Origin of the sequence: Nostoc sp. FACHB-190 (assembly GCF_014696905.1) — a bacterium.
Taxonomy (GTDB): Bacteria; Cyanobacteriota; Cyanobacteriia; order Cyanobacteriales; family Nostocaceae; genus Nostoc_B.
Genome location: NZ_JACJQW010000004.1, coordinates 213,048 through 228,871 on the forward strand (window position 1 = coordinate 213,048; position 15,824 = coordinate 228,871).

A 15,824-nucleotide genomic window follows, 5' to 3' on the forward strand; every position below is an offset into this window, starting at 1 on the left:
CTTCACTTCGCTATCGCTCCGTTCGTAATGACAAGCATTTAACCGGACATGATATTACTTATAAACCTGCAAAGGGTAGTCATAGTAAATGGATACATCCGCTATTGTCTTAAGCTATCATCATCGCTGGTAAAGATGGTAGCGATGCCAAAGCTTATTTAGAAAAACAAGTTAATGAAGCACTTGCAGAATTAAAGAAAATAGAAAAAGCGGAGGATACTGAAGAATGAAATATACAATTATTATTCAATGGTCAGATGAAGACCAATGTTATGTAGTTTCGCTGCCTGAATTTACTAATGTCATGCAGCCTTGTACACACGGAGATACTTATGAGGAAGCTTTAAAAAATGCTCAGGAAGTTTTAGAAATGCTAATTGAATCAGCTTTGGAAGATGGTGAAACTTTGCCAGAGCCGCAAACTTTGGGCAAGTCTTTAAAGGTAGCATAATAAAATTAAACAGGTCATACCAATTCAATGTGAAGTAGCACATATCTCGATCCCCCTAAATTCCCTTTAAAAAGGTGGGCTTGAAGAAAATTCCCCACTTTTTAAGGCTACAGTGTATGCACAAGTCGAAAATTTGCTCGATGAAAACACATCCCGCCTGGAACTAAAGTTCCAGGCTCATAGCTAAAGTCCACTCAAGTGGACTGAAATGAACTTTTGCTTGAGTTCTCTGAAGAGGACTTGCACTGTGAGACTCGGAATAGATTTACTCAACCCGGATGTGTGTACATCATAGGTGTAAACGGGATGGAACTTTGATTGAATCGTGATTTTTCGATTTGCCACTCATCACTCTGTTAAAAACCTACACTTGTAACACCACCCTTACCCCCTCAATTTTATACATCAATCTCAGTTGTGTATATTTTTATGACAATAAACTGGGCTGGTTAAGTATAAATGTGTTAGCTACATCGAAATATATAGCAGTAGCCAAATTAGTTTGGACATCGGTAAATTAAATTAAAGTCACAAATTTGTAACGCTGTAACCTATTATCTGTCTGCTGCGGAATAGTTTAAAAAAGCTAAACAAAGCATGAAGAATGGGAAAAGTCAAGATAAAGTAAAACACAGTATAGATTCGGATACGTAAATCACACATTTTTCAAAGAACCTTGACACCAGATGTATAATTAGCGCGTCTCCTCTTGGATCAAAAAATCACATTGAGGACTGGCCGCTTGCTGTTTTCTGTACCTGGGATTAGGAGCTTATGGGGCAACAACAAAAACAAGATAGTGCGATCGTCAACCTGGTATTATCGTTAGCTTTAGCTACATCTCCGATGGCAGCGACTTGGCTTGTTTCGGCACCAGTGTTGGCGCAATCGGCCACTGACACTCCCTCATTTTCACTGCCAAAAACAGTGGAGAATGGATCTACGGTGCGTGTTGATGGCTCTAGTACTTTGGCGCTGGTAAATCAAAACATGAAGGCCAGTTTTGAGAAACAGTTTGCTGGTACAAAGGTAGAAGTAGCCAACAACGGTACAGAAGCGGCGATTAAAGCTGTATTGGAAGGACAAGCCGATATTGCGTCCATTGGGCGTGGTTTAACTCCTGAAGAAAAAGCCCAAGGTTTAGAGCAAGTGCGGTTACACCGCGAAAAAATTGCCATTATTGTCGGTGAAGAAAATCCCTTTAAAGGCAGTTTGACTGATAGACAATTTGCCAGAATTTTCCGGGGTAAAAGCATTACTGATTGGTCACAGTTGGGCGGGCGAGCAGGCAAAATCAGAGTTATTGATCGTCCCGATAGTAGTGATACACGTCAAGCACTCAACAATTACCCAGTTTTTAAAGCCGCAAAATTCGCTACAGGAGATACGGCTACTAAATTAACGGAAGATAACACCGCCGAAATTGTCAAACAATTGGGTAAAGATGGTATTAGTTATGCCAGAGTGAATCAAATCAGTCAGTTACCTGGGGTGCGGGTACTGCAATTACATCAAGCTTTACCTAATGATCCGAAATATCCTTTTTCTCAACCTTTAGTTTACGTTTATAAAAAGAATCCTAACCCGGCTGTCGCAGGTTTTCTCGGCTTTGCTTTAGCAAAACCAGGAAAACAAGCAATAGAAACAGCGAGAATGGAAGAAGCAGAAGCGATCGCTAAGGGTGAATCTCCTAGCCTGCTGTTGGCTGTCAATGCCCAATCTACACCAGCCGCCACACCGCAAACTAGTACTGTGCCGTTTACCACACCAGCCGCGATCGCCACGACAGCCCCCACAGCAGCAGCCACAGGGGAACCGCAACCATTAGCTTCCACTGCCCCAGCCGCTATCGGTGAACAACCACAGCCTGCTAATGCTCCAGCCGCAACAGGTGAACAGCAAACCCCTGCACCCGCCGCAAATAATCCCATCACTCAAGGACAAATACCACTGTGGTGGTTAGTCCTACCCATAGCGGTAATTGCAGGTTTGTTGTTGTGGATGATTAGAACCAGTCCCTCAAGTCCCCCAGAAGCAGAAGACACACCACCCCCAACCCCGCAACCACCTACACCAGATATTGCCGCAGCCACTGAACCAACAGTAATTAGCGAACCTCCAGAAGTTCCCCCCACTAATTGGGCTAACGGGAATGGGTATCACAATGGTGCGAAAGTTTTGGAAGGTACGATCGCAGCTTCCGCCACAGATGCGGCTTTAGCTGTGGGTACAGGGGCGGCGCTCGGTTCTCTGATTGTCAACAAAGACTCCAACAATCATCACAACCCAGATAATCATGATGATCTCAGCATCTCACCTTGGGATATGGAAGCACCAGCCGCAGTTGTGAATACTGCCTATCCGCCGATTTTAGATAGGTCAACCACTGTCAATTCTGAATCATCCAGCATATCTGACGAGCCAGAAGCAACGGTCGAATCGACTCCAGAACCATTAGAAATCAGTCCGACGGAAACAGAAATCAATGCAACTATCGACTTGCCAGAATTTTCTGACAACTTGACGGATGACAATGATTGGGATTTTGACCTCACAGAAAATCTGCCCACAACAGACTCGCAACTAGACCCAGAAATCGAGAAATTGAATTTCGTCGCCGATGCCGCAGAACCTGAGCCAGAAGAAACAGAGGAGTTAATTGTGACTAATTCAGAAAGCTTACCAGGTGCAGGGATAGGCAGTTGGTCGGGGATAAATCCACCAGCCGCAACACCACAAACACCAGCCATTACCACAACGGAAATTTTAGCGATCGCTGATCCTTATAGTAAAGTGGTTCTCATCCCCAAAACCCATGATTTAGCCGAGGTGAGTTGGGAAATTTCCCCCACTGCCCAACAAATGCTGCAAAATGCGGGTCAATCCCAATTTGTTTTGCGGTTGTATGATGTCACCAATATTGATATGAGTTATCAGCAGCCCCACTTGGTGCAGCAATATGAATGTGATATCCACACCTCTGGCGGCTCGGTAGCGATTCCTGAAACTGAGCGTGATTATATAGCAGCCATTGGCTATGGCAACGTAGATGATCGCTGGGTGACATTAGCTCATTCTGATATTGCCCGGATTTTTGGTAGTCCTCATGTCACAAATCAAGCCGCCAATGTGGTGTTAGTTGATGAAACCAGCAGCGTGAGTTTGATACCGCGCACACACCAGTTAGCTGATGTTTCTTGGCACATTTCCGACACCAGCAAACAAATGTTGCAAAATGGCGGTATTTTCCAATTAGCGGTGCGGCTGTATGATGTCACCAATATTGATATGAGCTATCAGCAGCCACAATTGGTACAGCAATCGGAATTTGACTTTGCCACATCCGAAACCTCTGTGGGTATTCCCATAGCTGATCATGATTACATTGCAGAAATTGGCTATTCTATTGTTGGCGATCGCTGGGTGAGTATTACACGTTCTTCAATTGTCCGCGTCTTCAGCCCTCTGTTTACCGAAGATGCACATCCCGCAGTTAAAGAACAGTCATCTCCCTCACCCATCGACAACAGTAGTATTACCCTGACTCCACGCACTCCTAAATGGGCTTATGCAGCTTGGGAACTTTCCGAAACCCGCAAACAAATACTGCAAGATGCTGGCATTTTACAATTAGCACTGCGGCTTTATGATGCAACTGATTTGGATATGAGTTATCAGCCACCGCAATTAATTCAGCAGTATGAATGCGAAGAAATCACCCATGACCGCTATGTGGCAATTCCCACCAGCGATCGCGATTATCTCATCGAACTTGGCTATGCTACAGAAACCGAAGGTTGGGTGACAATTGCCCGTTCGTCTGCGGTTCGCATCTTCAGCCGTCCCCAACGCGATTTCTGGTTTGTCGCCGATGCCGAGTTAATTATTCACGGTGCAACTGAACCTAATGCCACTGTGAATATTGCCGGAAATCCTATCGCCCTCAAACCCGATGGCACATTTCACTTGCGTGTTCCCTTCTCCGAGAACTTGATTGACTACATCATGACGGCAGTGGCGGCTGATGGCGAAAAATCCAAGACAATTCACAAAAAGTTCTCCCAAGAACTGCCAGAAGCGTAGTTGTTGATTCCAGAAAATCAGGAACAGTCAATTATGTCTGTTCCTGATTCCGAGAAATATACTCTCAGAATAGACGGGATTGATCATCCATGATTTATTGATTGTGATGGGAGAATTTTGAAATATTTAATACTTAATACGGAACTTTCATCTTGAGGTAGATACTGTGGTGAAAACTATTGTTTAAAATTTCCTATGGAGAATGATTTTACTTTAGGAAATTGCTTTGATTAATCATCTGCACAACCGCTTTCGAGATTTCAAGAAAAGAAAAGTTGAACCAGGACAACTACAACAGCTTGTAGAAGAATTTTTTGCAGAATCTACCCCCAACACCACATATTTGATTTTAATTATTGGTTCTTGTGCGATCGCTACATTTGGTTTACTCTCTAACAGCACGGCTGTAATTATTGGAGCAATGATTATTGCCCCTTTAATGTTGCCAATTCGCGGTTTAGCTTTTGGCGCATTAGTGGGCAATGTCAACTTATTTCGTCAAGGTACAATAGCCGTTTTATGTGGCACATTATTAGCTCTTTTAATTTCCTACAGTATAGGTTTGCTAGTTAATTTACCTAATTTTGGCAGTGAAGTCCTATCTCGCTCTAAACCTACCTTACTAGATTTAGGAATTGCTGTGGCAGCAGGTGGTATTAGTGGTTACGCTAAGGTAAATTCAAAAATCTCGGCGAGTGTGGCAGGTACAGCAATAGCTGTGGCTCTGATGCCTCCAATTTGTGTTATCGGTTTAGGTCTAGCAAAATCTGACTGGGCGTTAAGTTTAGGCGCAACTTTACTTTACCTCACCAATCTTTTAGGCATTAGTCTTGCCTGTATGCTGACATTCTTCGTCACTGGCTATTCGCCTTTTCATCATGCCCGAAAAGTACTGTTATGGGCATTAGCTTTAACAGGGATTTTACTAATACCTTTAACCGTGAGCTTTAGCGAATTATTTAGACAAGCACAACTCGAAACTTCTTTGAAAAAAGCTTTATTAAATCGTACCGTAACTTTTCAGCGTTTGGAACTGCTAACAACTGATACTAATTGGCTTGCTAATCCGCCTGAAGTTCGCTTGAGTGTGCGTGCTAAAGAACCTGTAACATCTAAACAAGTGCATCTTTTAGAAGAATTTATTCAAAAAGAGATGGGTCAAGTATTCAGGTTGGTTTTTGAAGTCAGTCAAGTCACAGAAGTTAGGGGAGAAAGTCCTAATTTGTATAATAAAATGCCAAAATTTAAAGAAGAATCCAGAAGTCAGAATTCAGGAGTCAGAATCAATTAGTGGCGGATCTAAATCTACCCCTAAGTCCAAGATTTAATGGTAATACTAAACCCACTGATTCATCCGCCGGCGATGTACTGAGCTTGCTGAAGTGTCGTACAGAATTCCTTCTGAATTCTGGCTCCTGATTCCTGAATGCTATTTCGATAAAACTTATTTTTCATCCTATTTATAGACTACAAAACCAACTACAGAAGGAGTTAATTAACCAAAGTTTTTCTTATTATTAGCATTGCTGATCATTAAGCAAGTGTCATGAATGCAGATATATCTGCCCTCTGGAACAAAATCCAGGGAATGATTAACGGATTTATTGTTTTGCTGCCGAATCTCGTGCTGGCATTGATTGTATTTACAATCTTCTTTTTTGTGGCTAGAGCCATTAAGAGACTCGTTAAACGCTTAACCCACGATCGCCACCAAGCTCGAAATTTAGGACTAGTACTAGGACGGTTAGCCCAGGGTACAACACTGCTACTAGGGCTATTTATTGCTTTGTCAATTGTCATTCCGACATTCCGCGCCGGAGATTTAGTGCAACTGCTAGGGATTAGTGGTGTGGCAATTGGCTTTGCGTTTCGAGATATTCTGCAAAATTTTTTGGCAGGTATTCTGATTTTATTGACAGAGCCATTCCGCATTGATGACCAAATAGTTTTTAAAGATTTTGAAGGAACTGTAGAAAATATTGAAACACGAGCCACAACACTTAAAACTTATGATGGTCGCCGCATTGTAATTCCCAATTCAGAATTATTCACTAACTCAGTCACGGTGAACACTGCCTTTGAAAGTCGGCGGCTCCAGTATGATGTCGGTATTGGCTACGGTGATGATATTGACCAAGCCAAGGAGTTAATGCTTCAAGCCCTACATAGTGTGGCAGAAGTACTGCAAGACCCTGCACCCGATGTCCTTGTCATGGAACTTGCTGAAAGTACTGTTAACATCCGCGTTCGTTGGTGGGTAAAACCGCCGCGACGTGCAGATGACCTCGCCTCACGGGACAAGGTACTGTCAGCAATTAAGAAAACTTTAGTCGCAAACGGCATTGATTTACCCTTTCCCACACAACAAATTTTGTTTCACGACCAAACAGAAGAAACCGATGGGAACCGCTCTCGTCAGCGAGAAGGCTGGCCGGCTGGCAGAGGCGAAGTACCAAAACCGCGCCGCATCAGCGATTCACTTCAAATGCTTACTCAAATGCAGCCCCAGAGAAATGATCATAATAACGGCAAAGTTTAGTGGTAAATGTTCTCTTAAATTGGAATATCCTTATGACATTAGATTCGGCTACAGGCGAAGTTTTAATTGCAGAACAACTCAAGCAATTTCTTTTAGTACTTTCTGTCTCTTTAGGTGTAGCAACACTACCACAAATTTTTAGTTGGTTACGCCGCATTCCTTATACATTGCTACTCGTCATAGTCGGGTTAGGATTAGCATTTGTAAATGTGCGATTAGTCAGCCTTTCTCCAGCATTGATCTTGGTAATTTTCTTGCCACCATTGCTGTTTGAAGCTGCTTGGAATTTAAAATGGTCAGACTTAAAACGAGATTTATTACCTATTTGTTTGTATGCAGTGATTGGGGTAATAATTTCGATTGCTGGAGTCGCATTTGGTTTGAATCAATTTGCAGGAATTGAGTTGAGTATTGCGCTATTGGTGGGAGCTAGTCTATCAGCAACAGATCCAGTTTCAGTAACGGCTTTGTTTCGAGAACTGGGAGCAGGTAAACGCCTAAAAACCCTGATGGAAGGGGAAAGTTTATTTAATGATGGTATGGCGGTTGTAGCTTTTGGTTTATTGGTAGCTCTGCCACTGGGTGATACTAAACTAGATTTACAATCTGCTGTATTAGAATTTTTTCAGGTTGTAGGTATTGGGATTGGCGTTGGCGGATTAACGGGATTTGGTATTTCTTACCTCACACAACGTTTTGATTTACCATTAGTAGAACAGTCGCTCACTTTAGTTTCTGCCTACAGCACTTACTTAATTACAGAACATTTGGGTGGTTCTGGGGTAATTGGTGTAGTCACTACAGCTTTGATTTTAGGTAACTTTGGTTCGCGCATTGGGATGAATCCACGTACACGCATTATTGTCACAGAATTTTGGGAATTTTTGGCTTTTTTTGTGAATTCAATTGTCTTTTTGTTAATTGGTGATCAGGTTCACTTTCTCGTTTTAGGAGATAACCTCAAAACTATTGCAGTCACAATTGCTGCAATGACTTTAGCTAGAGCTGTATCTATTTATGTTTTGAGTAGTATTAGTAATTGGGTAGCTAAATCAGAAATTCCTTTAGCTGAACAAGCTGTGTTGACTTGGGGTGGACTTCGTGGTTCGGTTTCTATTGCCTTGGCTTTGAGTGTACCAGCTATACTGCCGCAAAGAGAAGAAATTATTGCCACAGTATTTGGCGTAGTTTTATTTACTTTATTAGTACAGGGTTTAACTACCCAAGCATTATTAGAAAAATTACAACTTTTAGGTTCGCAACCATTACGCCAACAATATATGGAAGCAATTGCGCGTCAAGTGGCCCTCCAGCGATCGCTAGAATATTTAGAGACAGCACAAAAGCGTCCTGGTATTAGCCTAGAGTTTTATCATTATCAAAAAACGCTACTCAAAGGAGAGATTAATTTCTTACAAGAAAAAATTGATAAATTGTTGGATGAATATCCAAATTTACAAGAGTTTACTGCTGAAGAACTGCGAGGAGAACTGTTAGCTATTGAAGCAGAAACCTACGCTGAGTTTGTGCGTGCAGGGAAGTTGAATAAAGAACTGTCACCTTTTTTGCAAACAAATCATAACAGTAATCATCAAGAACAGTGATTTTGGGCAACTTCCAAATAAATATGTTCTAAACGTACAGGCTGACGCGCGATCGCCTCAATATTTATCCCGGCGAATCGGTCAAGAATTTCTTTTAATTCCAGTGTTTCTGGTAGCCAAAAAGCCAACTCATTACCGTAATATTTAGGTGTAAAATTATATTCCTGGGCGCGGGCGATCGCTTGTTCCTTTTCAGCAGTTTGTAATACTAAAACTTCGGCGGCTGGAATTAATTTACGTAACTCGGTTAAACTGCCCTCAGCCAAAATTTGCCCATCTTTGAGAATCCCAATTTTATGACAAAGGCGCTCGGCTTCATCTAATAAATGCGTCGTCAATAAAATCGTAATTCCCTGATTACTCAACTGTCGAATTAACTCCCAAATCTCGTATCTTGATTCAATATCTAATCCGGTAGTTGGCTCGTCTAAAATTAAAAATTTTGGTTGATGAACCAAAGCAACAGCAATATTCAATCGTCTTTGCATCCCACCACTGAGAGTTTCTACAGGATTTTTTGCCCTATCCCATAACCTTACCGCCGTCAGCGTTGTTTGTATTTGTTCCTGGCAAGTTCTTTTATCTAATCCATAAATATCAGCAAAAAACTTTAAATTTTCCTCACAAGTCAAAGTTTTATACAGTAAATTTTCTTGTGGTGCAACACCAATAATTTTTTTTGTCGCCTCTGAAATTGGCTGATGATTAATTGTAATATCACCACTATCAGCCTTGAGTAAATTACAAATAATATTAATCGTGGTTGTCTTACCAGCGCCATTCGCACCAAGTAAGCCATAAATTTCTCCTGCTGCTATGTGCAGGTTTAAACTTTGAATAACTTTTCTTTGAGAATAAGATTTATTTAGGTTTCTAATAGTTAGCATATTTTAAATTTTGGATTATGTAGTCAACCTAGTTAATGGTTAATATATTTGCTCGATGTCTCATAGCATCAAACATTACAGCATATTTCATCTGGATGAGGTAAATTTTTCTAGCCTCTAGCCTCTCTCCCCTTGAAAGGTGTACTGCACAAACTGAAAAACGCTATATGTTCTCATTGATTTACAATTTGGAACAACAGCAGAACAGATTCGGTCAGAGAAAATCAGTATGACACTTGCGCTAGGGATGATTGAAGTTTATGGAGTTCCCGCCGCCGTAGAAGCGGCAGATGCTATGTGTAAAGCTGCTTGTATTACTTTTGTTGGTTACGAAAATACTGACTTGGGCAGAATAACCGTACTGATTCGGGGAGAAGTTGGGGAAGTTAACGTTGCAGTCGTCTCAGGACTAGCCGCAATATCTCGCGTCAATGGTGGTGAGGTGCTTTCTTTTCATATTATTCCTCGTCCTCACGACAATCTCGAATATGTTTTACCTATTCATCTTTCAGCAAATATAGAAAATTTCAATGCAGATATTCGGTTTCCTCCACCCTTGTCAGCGTAAACGTGCTAACAATCACAACCAACTACTTTTCACACAACCGCAAAAAAATAAAATATATTAAGATTATTTAAGTAAGATAATTACTTACTTAGCGACAAAACCAAAAAACGCCCGATAGCACTGTGAATTAAAACCATAACAAAATTCAGATGTATTGATATGAATTTAACATCAGCAGTTAAGAAAGGTAGGATTAATTCTGCGTTTAAGCAACTCATGTCTGTACATTGGATCATGTCTGCCTGTTATTTAGTTTTATTTATAACTGGTTCAGGTATGGCGCGTTTATCCCGTGGAACTTTATTCAGATCAGAACTATATGATTTTCATAAATCAATCGGAGCTTTGGTAGTAGCTTTGCTAACTTGGCGGATTTTAGTGTTGTTGCAGGTATGGTGGCGAAAATACACTAAAAATTTGCCAAGATTTACGCCTGAATGGACACGTAAATTTATACTCCATACTCTGCTTTATCTCTTGATGTTTGCAGTTCCAGTTAGTGGGTTCTTTTTTTCCAATTCTTATAAAAGTAACAATGTCAATTTTTTTTGGTTGACTTTACCAGATTTTTTCCCACAAAACTCTAGTTTAGTAGACTTAGGTCGAAGCGTTCATTTTTGGATAGCCTATACATTTTTAGCTTTGATTCTTCTGCACATACTACAACAATGGAAAGTTGTCAAAGCCAACTGGCGGAGATTTAAAGGCTTTTTGATGACGAGAAAACTGAATAAAATTCCTAATTAGAAATGAGCTAGAGGAATCCGATTTGATTTCTGAATCTAGTTGTGTGGTGCGCGTTCGCAAAGCGTCTCGCAGAGAAGCGCAGCGCAAGCGCGATAGGCAGGGAGTAGGGAATGGTGAGTAGGGAGTAGGAAAAAGCCTGACCTGGGTATACTGATTTTTTTCAGAACAGGACTTACGCATCAAAATTTTCTGTGGGGATTGGGTGTGAGGGTGAAAGGGTATGGGGTGTAAGGGTTTTGGATAATTACACCCTTACACCCTCATACCCCTGCACCCTGTTCTAAAACCTTATTTTTTCGTTTTTTTGCGTAAGTCCTACAGAAATCAAATATGAGTCCTATATATGTAAGCTTAAATGTGCTAATAATCACAACCAGTTACTTTTCAAACAACCTCCAAAAAAAATAAAATATCAATTTCAGTCAAGGAATATATCAGTTTGTATATATTAGTTACAAAAACATTGGTTATTTACTGATTTTGGGATTAATAGAGCCATCAACCTTGTTGCTTCTACTGAATTATGCAGTATCCTTTGGAACTTACATTTAAATTTTGGGCATTAGCACCCCAAATTTCTATTGTTAACGCTCAGGGTAATTTAGTTTTCTACGTTAAACAGAAACTTTTTAAGCTCAAAGAAGCGATAACAATTTTTGCTGATGCTGAACAAACTAACCCTCAATACTACATCAAAGCCGATCGCATTATTGATTTCTCGGCTCGTTATGAATTTAGCGACACTAACGGTACAAATATCGGTGCGGTCAAACGTCGCGGTTTAAAATCTATTTGGCGGGCGCGGTATGACATTTTTGATGGCGAAAATACTTATTTAACTATCCAAGAAAAAAATCCTTGGGTGAAGGTTGCGGATGCTTTATTTGCCGAAATTCCCGTTGTGGGTATGTTTACTGGTTTTGTGTTCAACCCTGTCTATTTGGTGAGTCGGGCGGATGGTACGGTGGTGATGCGGTTGGAGAAAATTCCGACTTTCTTGTCGCGGAAATTTATTATTAAAGCTGTTGATCAAATTAGCGATCGCGAAGAACAACAGATTTTGTTAAGTTTAATTATGATGCTGCTATTAGAGAAAAATCGTGGCTAATTTCTCCAGGCAAAATATTTTATAGGACTGACGCATAAAAACTAAAAATCAATGATTGGGGAGAGGGTGTGTGTATCTAAAACCCTCACACCCCATACCCTTTCACCCAGTCTTCACAGAAAATCTTTATACGTAAGCCCGATTTTATTTTGCCTGACTTAATTGCTAATAATTAGCCAATTAATTTTTGCCAAGTATTTGGCCCAACAATTCCATCAGCAGTTAAACCATTTTGCTGCTGATATTTTTTAATTGCTGCTTCTGTTTGTGGCCCGTAAATCCCATCAGCTTCTACACCTACACGATATTGTAAGTATCTCACAACTGTTCCACCAGCATGGTTGGGGCGGATAATGCGTTTAGCCAAAATCAAATTAATTGCATTCCATGTAGATGTGTTAGCAACACCTGATGCGGCTATTCCGACAATTTTTTGAAAGTTTTCTACAGCAGAACTCGTGATTTCGCCCAGTACATTATCTTCTACCAAGGGCTTACCATTTTTATCGGTAATTTTTAATCGGTTTAAGGCTTTTTGCAATCTTAGGGTTGTTGTATCAACATTCTGTTCTTCATCTGGTACTGGCGGAACTGGAGTAGTTGGAACTTGACCTGTTAAACCTTTGACAATAGCATTAGCCATTGTTTCTGAATTAAACAGATTAATATCTTTTTGCGAATCAATAAAGCAACATTCAACTAAAATCGCCGGCATATTTGTATTGCGGATGACAAATAAGTGAGAACCACTTTTAACACCACGATTAAAAAAACCTAGTTTGATAATTTCATCTAATACAGATTTTGCTATTCTTCGACTTGTTTCACTACCTGCAAAAACTTCTGTACCGTTGGCTTGACCGTTAAAGGCATTAAAATGTATGGATACAAAGAGTTCAACTCGATTAGCATTAGCTTTATTGACTCTTTGTGAAAGTGAGTCTTTCACCGAAGATGTCGGACGGTCTGGTCTGCATGGTATCACTTCATGACCTAATGCTTTGAGTTTTTCTATAACTTTATTGCCTACTTCCAGTGTTAAATTATCTTCTATTCTGATGCCTCTAGCACCTGTATCTGGTGGAGAGTTATGGCCGATATCAATTCCAAATTTCATGCGCTGTTCCTTGTTTTTATTTGATACTAACTTAATGCTTGAAAGCTTAAAAGTTTACTTGCAAGCAATCTATATTTTTCTAAATATACTATTTATAATAAAATTCTACTTATGCCATTGTTATTTTAACAAACACTAATTGTTATTTACTTTATTTATTAACATAAACAGAATTATAATTATTTATTTATTTTTTAACGAGATAAAAATATACCCCTCCATTTCACATCAATAATATAGTGTAGTCAGGCTTATCCATTTGATTTGAGAATGTTTGTGAATTAAACCTCCGCATCTGGTTGTAGCAAAACAAGTTAAGAATAGCATGTGATCCAGGCTGGTTTTGCAGATGTTTAAGTTCACGTCATAACTCAAATCATGGGGATTATCTTAGGTTATGCCACATGAACGGCAAAAATTAGCAAATAATTAATGATTGTGTGCTGACGAAGGTGCGATCGCCGCTAAAATGCCTACTAACAGTTGTTGTGCTAACGCTTGTTATAGACATGACTTACAGCATCTCAATCGGTGAGAGTTTCAATACGGTTTGGTTAACAAATGTATCTGTTGAGGTGAGCAGGGGGGCGGAGGAGCTTCAGGTGCAGGGGAGAGCGTACCTTCGTTCCCCCTTTCACCCCTGCACCCTTGCTTGCCTACACAAGTAAGTTTCTTATCCGAACCGTATTGAGAGTAGATTTAAGAGAAATTGCCCAAGATGAAATATTTTGCTCTGATATTGCTAGTGATACTCTCAAATTTCTACATTTTCCCCGCGTATGCTGCTGTCTGCCGTAATTACAATGGTCATCAGATTTGCATTCTCAGTATTAACCGCAGCGCCAAAAATTATTGGGAGTATCGGGCAGTTCTGAGTGTGGATGGCAAAAAAAGACCCCTGGAAGTATACAACTGCCGTCAAAAAGTCAAAACTCAGTCAGATGGGACTGTTGTACCATTGGAAAATCAAGACCCTGGACAGTTCATCTGTAAGTTTTTCAAAAAACCTTGACTTTTCTCGGAGTTATTTTTTCTGGGTGGCAAACACACAACCAATGATAAACACCGTAAACGCCACATAACCCAAGACAGTTACCCATTCTTCCCAGCTACCCAATGTATTGTTCATCCGTTGCTAAAACCAGACTCTCCATTTAAATCCTAAAGGCTGGGGTTGTTAGTTGTGCATGAATATTGTCCAAAATATAGGACTTATACCAATTCGCAATTCGCAAGTCGTAATTAAAAAATAAGGATTTTGGATAAATCCTTACACCCTATACCCTTACACCCTTTCACCCAGTTTCTACAGAGAAACTGTGTGCGTAAGTTCAAAATAGTTAGACAAATTCCCAAAAAATTTTTCCTCGGTTTCCGGAATTCATCTTGGTGTAGTGGTATTACCTATCAGTACAGCGATTTATACAGAAACTCTATATGTAAATTTGGGGAATATAGCCCCACTGCCTTTCTCAAAAGCCCGGCCATTATGGCTGGGCTTTTGAGTGTCAGAGACTGGGTGTAGGGGTGTGAGGGTGTAAGAGTTTTTGCTTCCTTACACCCCTATAACCCTTCACCCTCCCTCAAACTCTTGATTTTGCTTATCACTGTGTCAATCTAAAAAGAATATCTCCCCTGGGAAACAAACAGACTGGTCTAGATTTTGAGTAGATTAGGAATAGACCATCCTAGAGAAAGTTATGAGTGCTGAAGATTTGGTGCTGGTTGTTGGTGCTACTGGTGGGGTTGGGCAGTTGGTTGTAGGAAAGCTGCTAAAGAAGAATGTCAAGGTGCGCGTCCTGACTCGCAATGCGGCAAAAGCCCAAAAGATGTTTGATAACAAAGTAGAAATTGCTGTAGGAGATATCCGGGAGGCTGACACATTGCCAGCAGCGATGCCGAATATTACTCACATTATCTGTTGTACTGGCACAACTGCTTTTCCTTCAACGAGATGGGACTTTGACCCTCAACCAAATTTTTTAGAATGGGGACAAATTTTTCTGGATGCTGAATATCGGGAAGCTAAGGCAAAAAATACGCCGGCGAAGGTGGATGCTGAGGGGGTGAGTAATTTGGTAGCGGCTGCACCTCGCAATTTGCAACGATTTGTGTTTGTGTCTTCTTGTGGTGTTTACCGCAAAGATAAATTTCCCTTTAGTGTGCTGAATGCTTTTGGTGTATTGGATGCTAAACAAAAAGGTGAAACTGCGATCGCTAATTCTGGTTTACCATACACTATCATTCGCCCTGGTCGTTTAATTGACGGGCCTTTCACTTCCTATGACTTGAATACTCTCCTCAAAGCCACTACTAATGGTAAGTTGGGTGTAGTTTTAGGTCAAGGCGACACCTTATCAGGAGATGCCAGCCGTATCGATGTTGCCGCCGCTTGTGTAGAATCAATTTCTATACCATCTACCACTAATAAAGCTTTTGACATCATCAATCAAGGAACCAGACCTGCTGTAATTAATTGGGAAGCACTGTTTTCTCAGTTGTAGCCAAGTGCTGAGTGCTGTACACTTCGACTTCTCCTATCGGAGACGCTGCGCGAACGCTCAGTGTACGTCTGGAGGAGAAATGTAATTTCAATACTTTGAAAAATAGATATGCTTTAAAAATGGGTGTATGGGTATGATTTTAGATAGATGCACCCCTGCACCCTTATACCCTTGATTTATTGTTGTTCTGCGTAATTCCTATAGGAAATAAGGAGT

General features: G+C 40.6%; 12 protein-coding genes and 1 pseudogene. 11 read left to right on the forward strand and 2 right to left on the reverse strand.

The features are described from left to right. Positions 1-53 precede the first annotated feature (53 nt). The 6 genes and pseudogenes from H6G28_RS36750 (at position 54) to H6G28_RS07300 (ending at position 8,677) form a co-directional block, all read left to right on the forward strand. A pseudogene (locus H6G28_RS36750) lies at positions 54-230 on the forward strand (type II toxin-antitoxin system HicA family toxin). Further along, positions 227-451: a type II toxin-antitoxin system HicB family antitoxin gene (locus H6G28_RS07280; protein WP_190589871.1), complete on the forward strand. Its 225-nt coding sequence runs from the start codon at positions 227-229 to the stop codon at positions 449-451. Before H6G28_RS36750 ends, H6G28_RS07280 begins: the two are co-directional and overlap by 4 nt. 774 nt (positions 452-1,225) lie before the next feature. Next, positions 1,226-4,534, forward strand: coding sequence for a DUF4912 domain-containing protein (locus H6G28_RS07285; protein WP_190669962.1), 3,309 nt, complete (start codon positions 1,226-1,228; stop codon positions 4,532-4,534). A gap of 226 nt (positions 4,535-4,760) precedes the next feature. Further along, positions 4,761-5,825, forward strand: a complete 1,065-nt coding sequence (locus H6G28_RS07290; RefSeq protein WP_190669964.1) for a TIGR00341 family protein — start codon at positions 4,761-4,763, stop codon at positions 5,823-5,825. Positions 5,826-6,080: 255 nt separating this feature from the next. Further along, positions 6,081-7,073: a mechanosensitive ion channel family protein gene (locus tag H6G28_RS07295; RefSeq protein ID WP_190669966.1), complete on the forward strand. Its 993-nt coding sequence runs from the start codon at positions 6,081-6,083 to the stop codon at positions 7,071-7,073. A gap of 32 nt (positions 7,074-7,105) precedes the next feature. Further along, positions 7,106-8,677 carry a cation:proton antiporter gene (locus tag H6G28_RS07300; protein WP_190589875.1) on the forward strand — a complete coding sequence of 524 codons (1,572 nt, stop codon included), beginning with the start codon at positions 7,106-7,108 and terminating at the stop codon, positions 8,675-8,677. On the opposite strand, the gene H6G28_RS07305 is transcribed toward H6G28_RS07300, so the two are convergent. Continuing rightward, positions 8,665-9,564, reverse strand: coding sequence for an ABC transporter ATP-binding protein (locus H6G28_RS07305; protein WP_190669967.1), 900 nt, complete (start codon positions 9,562-9,564; stop codon positions 8,665-8,667). The two genes, H6G28_RS07300 and H6G28_RS07305, sit on opposite strands and share 13 nt — an antisense overlap. A gap of 229 nt (positions 9,565-9,793) precedes the next feature. Between H6G28_RS07305 and H6G28_RS07310 the strand changes: the two genes are divergently transcribed. The 3 genes from H6G28_RS07310 (at position 9,794) to H6G28_RS07320 (ending at position 11,987) form a co-directional block, all read left to right on the forward strand. Next, a complete protein-coding gene (locus tag H6G28_RS07310; protein ID WP_190589877.1) occupies positions 9,794-10,132 on the forward strand; it encodes a carbon dioxide-concentrating mechanism protein CcmK in 339 nt (112 codons plus the stop codon). Positions 10,133-10,291: 159 nt separating this feature from the next. Continuing rightward, a complete protein-coding gene (locus H6G28_RS07315) occupies positions 10,292-10,879 on the forward strand; it encodes a cytochrome b (RefSeq protein ID WP_190589878.1) in 588 nt (195 codons plus the stop codon). A gap of 523 nt (positions 10,880-11,402) precedes the next feature. Further along, positions 11,403-11,987, forward strand: coding sequence for an LURP-one-related family protein (locus tag H6G28_RS07320; RefSeq protein ID WP_190589879.1), 585 nt, complete (start codon positions 11,403-11,405; stop codon positions 11,985-11,987). A gap of 172 nt (positions 11,988-12,159) precedes the next feature. On the opposite strand, the gene H6G28_RS07325 is transcribed toward H6G28_RS07320, so the two are convergent. Continuing rightward, the gene (locus H6G28_RS07325; RefSeq protein ID WP_190589880.1) at positions 12,160-13,104 is read right to left on the reverse strand and encodes an N-acetylmuramoyl-L-alanine amidase; all 945 of its coding nucleotides are present in this window, start codon (positions 13,102-13,104) and stop codon (positions 12,160-12,162) included. 718 nt (positions 13,105-13,822) lie between these two features. On the opposite strand from H6G28_RS07325, the gene H6G28_RS07330 reads away from it, so the two are divergent. Beyond that, entirely contained in the window at positions 13,823-14,116 is a 294-nt protein-coding gene (locus H6G28_RS07330) for a hypothetical protein (RefSeq protein WP_190592105.1), read from the forward strand. Between the two features lie 688 nt (positions 14,117-14,804). Then, positions 14,805-15,608 (forward strand): SDR family oxidoreductase, encoded by an 804-nt coding sequence (locus tag H6G28_RS07335; RefSeq protein ID WP_190669968.1) that lies wholly within the window; start codon positions 14,805-14,807, stop codon positions 15,606-15,608. Positions 15,609-15,824 lie beyond the last annotated feature (216 nt).